The sequence below is a fragment of the Kitasatospora sp. NPDC093558 genome, assembly GCF_040683475.1.
GTDB lineage: Bacteria > Actinomycetota > Actinomycetes > Streptomycetales > Streptomycetaceae > Kitasatospora.
In genome coordinates, this window is the sequence record NZ_JBFBDY010000552.1 from 1 (window position 1) to 4,145 (window position 4,145).

A 4,145-nucleotide genomic window follows, 5' to 3' on the forward strand; every position below is an offset into this window, starting at 1 on the left:
GGGTTCGGGGACGGCCTCGACGCGGCGCTTGCGCCGCCCGGCGGCGAGCCGTTCGGCCTGATCGGTGGGCAGGGCCAGGCCGTGCTGGGTGAAGAAGTCCTCGAGAGCGCGGGCGAAAGGGCCCATCGATCGTCCGGGGAGGCGGGACCGTTCCAGCAGGGCCTGGGGCGAGTTGGAGTGCTCGTCCTGGAGGAGGCGGCCAAGATCGGTGATGAGTCCGCAAGCCCGGGACACGCAGAAGCGGGCGGCGACATGCGCGACGAAGGCCTCCAGCCATATGGGAGGGTTCGCGATCTGGTCGCGGAGGTGTTCGCCGCGGATGAAGGGGCGTCCCGGGTGCTTCTGCCAGCAGGGAGAGCACAGTCCCAGGCCGGCATGCCGCCGAAGCTCGCCGCACTCGCGGCAGACGCTCGGCGGCTTCTTGGGTGATCCCGGGTGAGAGCAGGGCCCGCACCAGCCGGTCGCCTCGCGCAGGTAGCCCGGTTTGGCGCAACGCGGACACGGCCGCTGGGCCTCCAGCCGCTCGGTATTGCGGCGGCAGTCCCGGCACAGACGGTTGCCGGCCGCGCGGACCGGATGGCCCACTGTTCGCAGACACGCGAGCAGATGATGCACCGGCCAGTCTCTTGTCGGAGCAGGCGGCTCTTCCCGCAGGATGGACAACTTTCCTTCGTAGCCTGATCGTTCATTCTCCGCTGGCATCGGCAGCAGTGCTGGCGATCACGAAGGCCGATCGGGGCGCCACAGGTGACGCAGTCGCGTTGCTTCTTGCCCATCGAGCTCTCCGCCGGTCACAGGGGCGGCATTGACCGGCCACGTCCGGAGGCTGCCTTCGGCAGCTCGGCGACGGGCCGGGGCGGCGCGATGGGCCGCTCGACGGGGGTGGTGTCGATCTCGATCAGGTCGTTGGGGGTGCACTCGAGCGCGGTGCACAGCGCGGCCAGGGTGGTCATCTTGACCTGCGAGGGCTCCTTGGTGAACAGTGCGGACACCGAGGCGGAGGACAGTTCCAGGCCGGCCTTCTCGGCCAGCAGCCGCCGCAACTCGGTGCCGGTCCAGACCTCGCGCTGGGCGGCGGCCATCCGTAGTCGCCATCGGATCTTCATGCCGTGGTGCCCTTCTCGGTCAGCTCGGCCAGGGTGCTGGCGACGGCTCGCTGGTAGGCGTCCTCGATGAACGTTGCGGACGGTCGGACATAGCGCATGGTCGAGCTGACCGTCCAGTGACCGAGCATTTGCTGGATCGCCACCAGGTCGACGCCGCGTTCGTAGTTGTGGGTCGCGCAGGCCCGCCGCAGGGCATGAGGGCTGAACCGCTCTGCAGGCGGGCGCCCTTCGAGTTCCATGAGATAGCGGAGCCGGTTGCGGATGGTCCCGCGATGCAGCGGCCCGCCGGACTCGTCCGCGAACAGCACCGGCGAGTCGGGAAACCTCCCACGGACGTCCTCCAGAAACCAGCGCAGCACCAGGTCCAGGCCGTCGAGCATGGGCACCCAACGCGGCCGCGGTCCGGAGGTGTGGGCGCCCTTGCCGAAGCGGACGTGGAGCTTGCCGAACGGGCCGCGGGTGAAATGCAGGTCCGGTTTCTCCAGCAGTGAGGCCTCCTCCGAGCGGAGCCCGGCGTGATACAGCGTTCGGAACAGTGCATAGTCCCTCGCGGCGGGTCCGTACTTCCTGGCGGTCGCGATCCGCTGCTTCATGAAGTCGAAGAACTCGTCCACCCGCTCCGGGGTCGGCGGCGGCGCCAGGGCCGGGGAGTCATCACCAACATGCCGGGATGCGTTGAAATCGTCGACGGGGCAGATCAGTCGGACCCCGAACGCGGCCTCGATCTCGGCCGCCTTCCGGGCCTGCAAGAACCGGTGGAAGCCCTTGAAGATCTGGACATACTCGCGGCGGGTCGAGGTTGCCCGGCCCTTCATCGCGAGGTCACCGACGACGCGGTCAATGTCCTCCGGGGTCACCTCCCACGCCGGCCGCCCCAGTGCGGCGAGCGTCCGCTCCAGCAGGCCGATGTCGTTGTCGATCGTCACCGGACTGAATCCGCGGGCCCGCCACGAGGCGACGAACGCGTCCACGCACGCCGTCTCGAACTGCCACGGGTCCGTGGCCAGCGGTCCCTGCGGGACGCCCCCGCCCGCGATGACGTGCAGTCTCACCTCGGTCACCGGTACACCTTCCTCGCGCCTGAACGGTCAAGGCAGCACCTTGAAAACCAGGTCTCTGCCGCGAGAACCAACGAGGACCGCAGGAACAGGAAACGGCCTGGTGGCAGCGGCAACTCGTGTGAGGGAACAAGTGCCAGCCCCAGATGAGTGGGACAAGACCTTCGGTGATGCCCGCCTCTGCGCGGCCATCGCCGACCGGATCACCTTCCGCTGCACGCTGATCCAGACCGGCACCGAGTCCTACCGCTACCAGGCCACTCAGGAATCCCTCTTCACCACTCAGAGCTGACAACCCGCCAGGCAGCACGAAGGACTGACTCCCACCGATGGCTGGCTCTGAGCATAAGAAGCGGTTCTGGCTCAGCTTTTGTTTGCGCCGTGAGGCGCCGTTGGTTCAGTGCTGGAGAGCGCAGTCATCCGCTGCCAGGTGCAGGTGTCGAAGGGTTTCCAGTTCGGTGGTGGGGAAGGCGTGCAGCTGCCACTTCTGGAGGTAGCCGTCCTCGCCGTGGGTTCGCCGCACCTTCTCGGCAGCCATCAGGACCGCATGCGCCAGGGAGGTGCGAGGACGTGTGGACGTCCACACGAGGGTGCCCTTCCCGTCCGGTGTCTCGAAGCTCGTCAACATGTCCGGGAAGCGACGGATCGTGATGTGCACGTCACTGTTTCGGCGACGAAGAATCCACCGTGCCTCTGCCGGTTCAAGGTCGAACGAGAACCGCTGGATGCCATGGGGGCCGTAGAGGCCCGACACGCCTTTCAACAAGTCGGCGAGCGCGTTTGTGCAGTAGCTGACGATGTCCCGGTGCTTCGTCGAGCCGTCCCAGATCCTGCACGTCGCCCAGCCGGAGCCGCTCAGTTCCCAGCTGAAGTGCAAGGACCTCGTCACTGAACCCCCCTGATCGTCTGCGGACAACGCTACAGCGGTGCTGAAGACGGGGGGACGGCCGGGTACGCCACGCGACAGCCAGCTGGACCAGTGCGTCAGGCACTCCGAGGAACCCAACGGGCTCGATCACGGCATGCTGTCGCAGTGCTCTCGCTTCGTGTGGGGCGGGCCCTGGCCACGACTTGTCAGGGAGGCAACCCGGGCCCGCGACCACACGTTATCGACGACGCCGACCCGGTCTTTTCGGACACTCCGCCCAGACCCGCCCGGTCACCCGATCAGTGGCTCCCATTCCCGCCGAAGTGGCCCCCGAACTCACCGAAGAGCACCCATACAGGGCGAGTACACCACCGCCACGACGGTCTACACCCGGCTCCCGTTCACACCGAAGCAGTGGCTCTCATATGACCCGACAAAATCAGGCGTGGATCTTTGTGTGGTGGGGGTGGTGGGGTGGGGTGGTGGTGAGTGTTGTGAGTGCTTCGTGGAGGAGGGCCTGGCGTTGTTTGGGTAGGTGGGTGAGTTGTGGTGAGTGGCTGGATTCTTCGAGGGCGTTTGCGAGGCGGGTGGCGTAGACGTGGGGGTTGACTGTGAACAGCGGTCGGTGGACGTCGAGTCCGGCGGGGGCGTGCAGTATCCGTGTGTCGTGGCTTATGAGTCGCATTCGTGCCCTGAGTATCAGGTCCCGGTCCACGTCCGTGTGCATGTGCATGTGCGTCAATCCTCCTTGTGTGCCTGTTTTTTGGCCCGCCTCCGTTACCGGCGCAGCACGAGGTGCGTGCCGGCTCCCGTGGAGGGGGGCCGGTACGTGGCCGGGTGGGGGTGGATGCCGACGAGTCTGCGGCCGGGTGGCCGGGGCCCGCAAGGTGAAACCCGGGTGGTCTGTGTCCTACCGCAACCACCCGCGGGCCTGGCAGGATTGGACTCGCCACACGCCCCGTACGGGCTCTGCCGGGAGAGCGTTTGCCGCTCCGGCGCCGACGCGGCACGGTGATCGGCGACGGGTGCGGTCGGCCGGGTCCGGTGAAGCAGGAAGGGGGACTTGGCGGTGTGCCGCGCCTGTCCGGCCTGCGCGCGCTGTCGCGCGAGCCG

4 protein-coding genes and 2 pseudogenes are annotated in these 4,145 nt (G+C 67.5%); 1 reads left to right on the forward strand and 5 read right to left on the reverse strand.

The window, feature by feature from the left end; genetic code table 11:
- The 3 genes and pseudogenes from AB0O00_RS31205 to AB0O00_RS31215 form a co-directional block, all read right to left on the reverse strand.
- A pseudogene (locus AB0O00_RS31205) lies at positions 1 to 663 on the reverse strand (hypothetical protein); the annotation flags it as partial.
- Between the two features lie 128 nt (positions 664 to 791).
- Entirely contained in the window at positions 792 to 1,106 is a 315-nt protein-coding gene (locus AB0O00_RS31210) for a helix-turn-helix transcriptional regulator (RefSeq protein ID WP_363657469.1), read from the reverse strand.
- The gene (locus tag AB0O00_RS31215; RefSeq protein ID WP_363657471.1) at positions 1,103 to 2,167 is read right to left on the reverse strand and encodes a tyrosine-type recombinase/integrase; all 1,065 of its coding nucleotides are present in this window, start codon (positions 2,165 to 2,167) and stop codon (positions 1,103 to 1,105) included. The genes AB0O00_RS31210 and AB0O00_RS31215 overlap by 4 nt, the downstream gene beginning before the upstream one ends.
- A 148-nt stretch (positions 2,168 to 2,315) precedes the next feature.
- Here AB0O00_RS31215 and AB0O00_RS31220 point away from each other — a divergent pair.
- Positions 2,316 to 2,456: pseudogene (locus AB0O00_RS31220) on the forward strand (ATP-binding protein); the annotation flags it as partial.
- 105 nt (positions 2,457 to 2,561) lie between these two features.
- Here AB0O00_RS31220 and AB0O00_RS31225 read toward each other — a convergent pair.
- Together AB0O00_RS31225 and AB0O00_RS31230 are read right to left on the reverse strand one after the other, a co-directional pair.
- On the reverse strand, positions 2,562 to 3,041 hold the full coding sequence (locus AB0O00_RS31225; RefSeq protein WP_363657473.1) for a hypothetical protein: 480 nt from the start codon (positions 3,039 to 3,041) through the stop codon (positions 2,562 to 2,564).
- 430 nt (positions 3,042 to 3,471) lie between these two features.
- Positions 3,472 to 3,765 carry a hypothetical protein gene (locus AB0O00_RS31230; RefSeq protein WP_363657475.1) on the reverse strand — a complete coding sequence of 98 codons (294 nt, stop codon included), beginning with the start codon at positions 3,763 to 3,765 and terminating at the stop codon, positions 3,472 to 3,474.
- Positions 3,766 to 4,145: the final 380 nt, after the last annotated feature.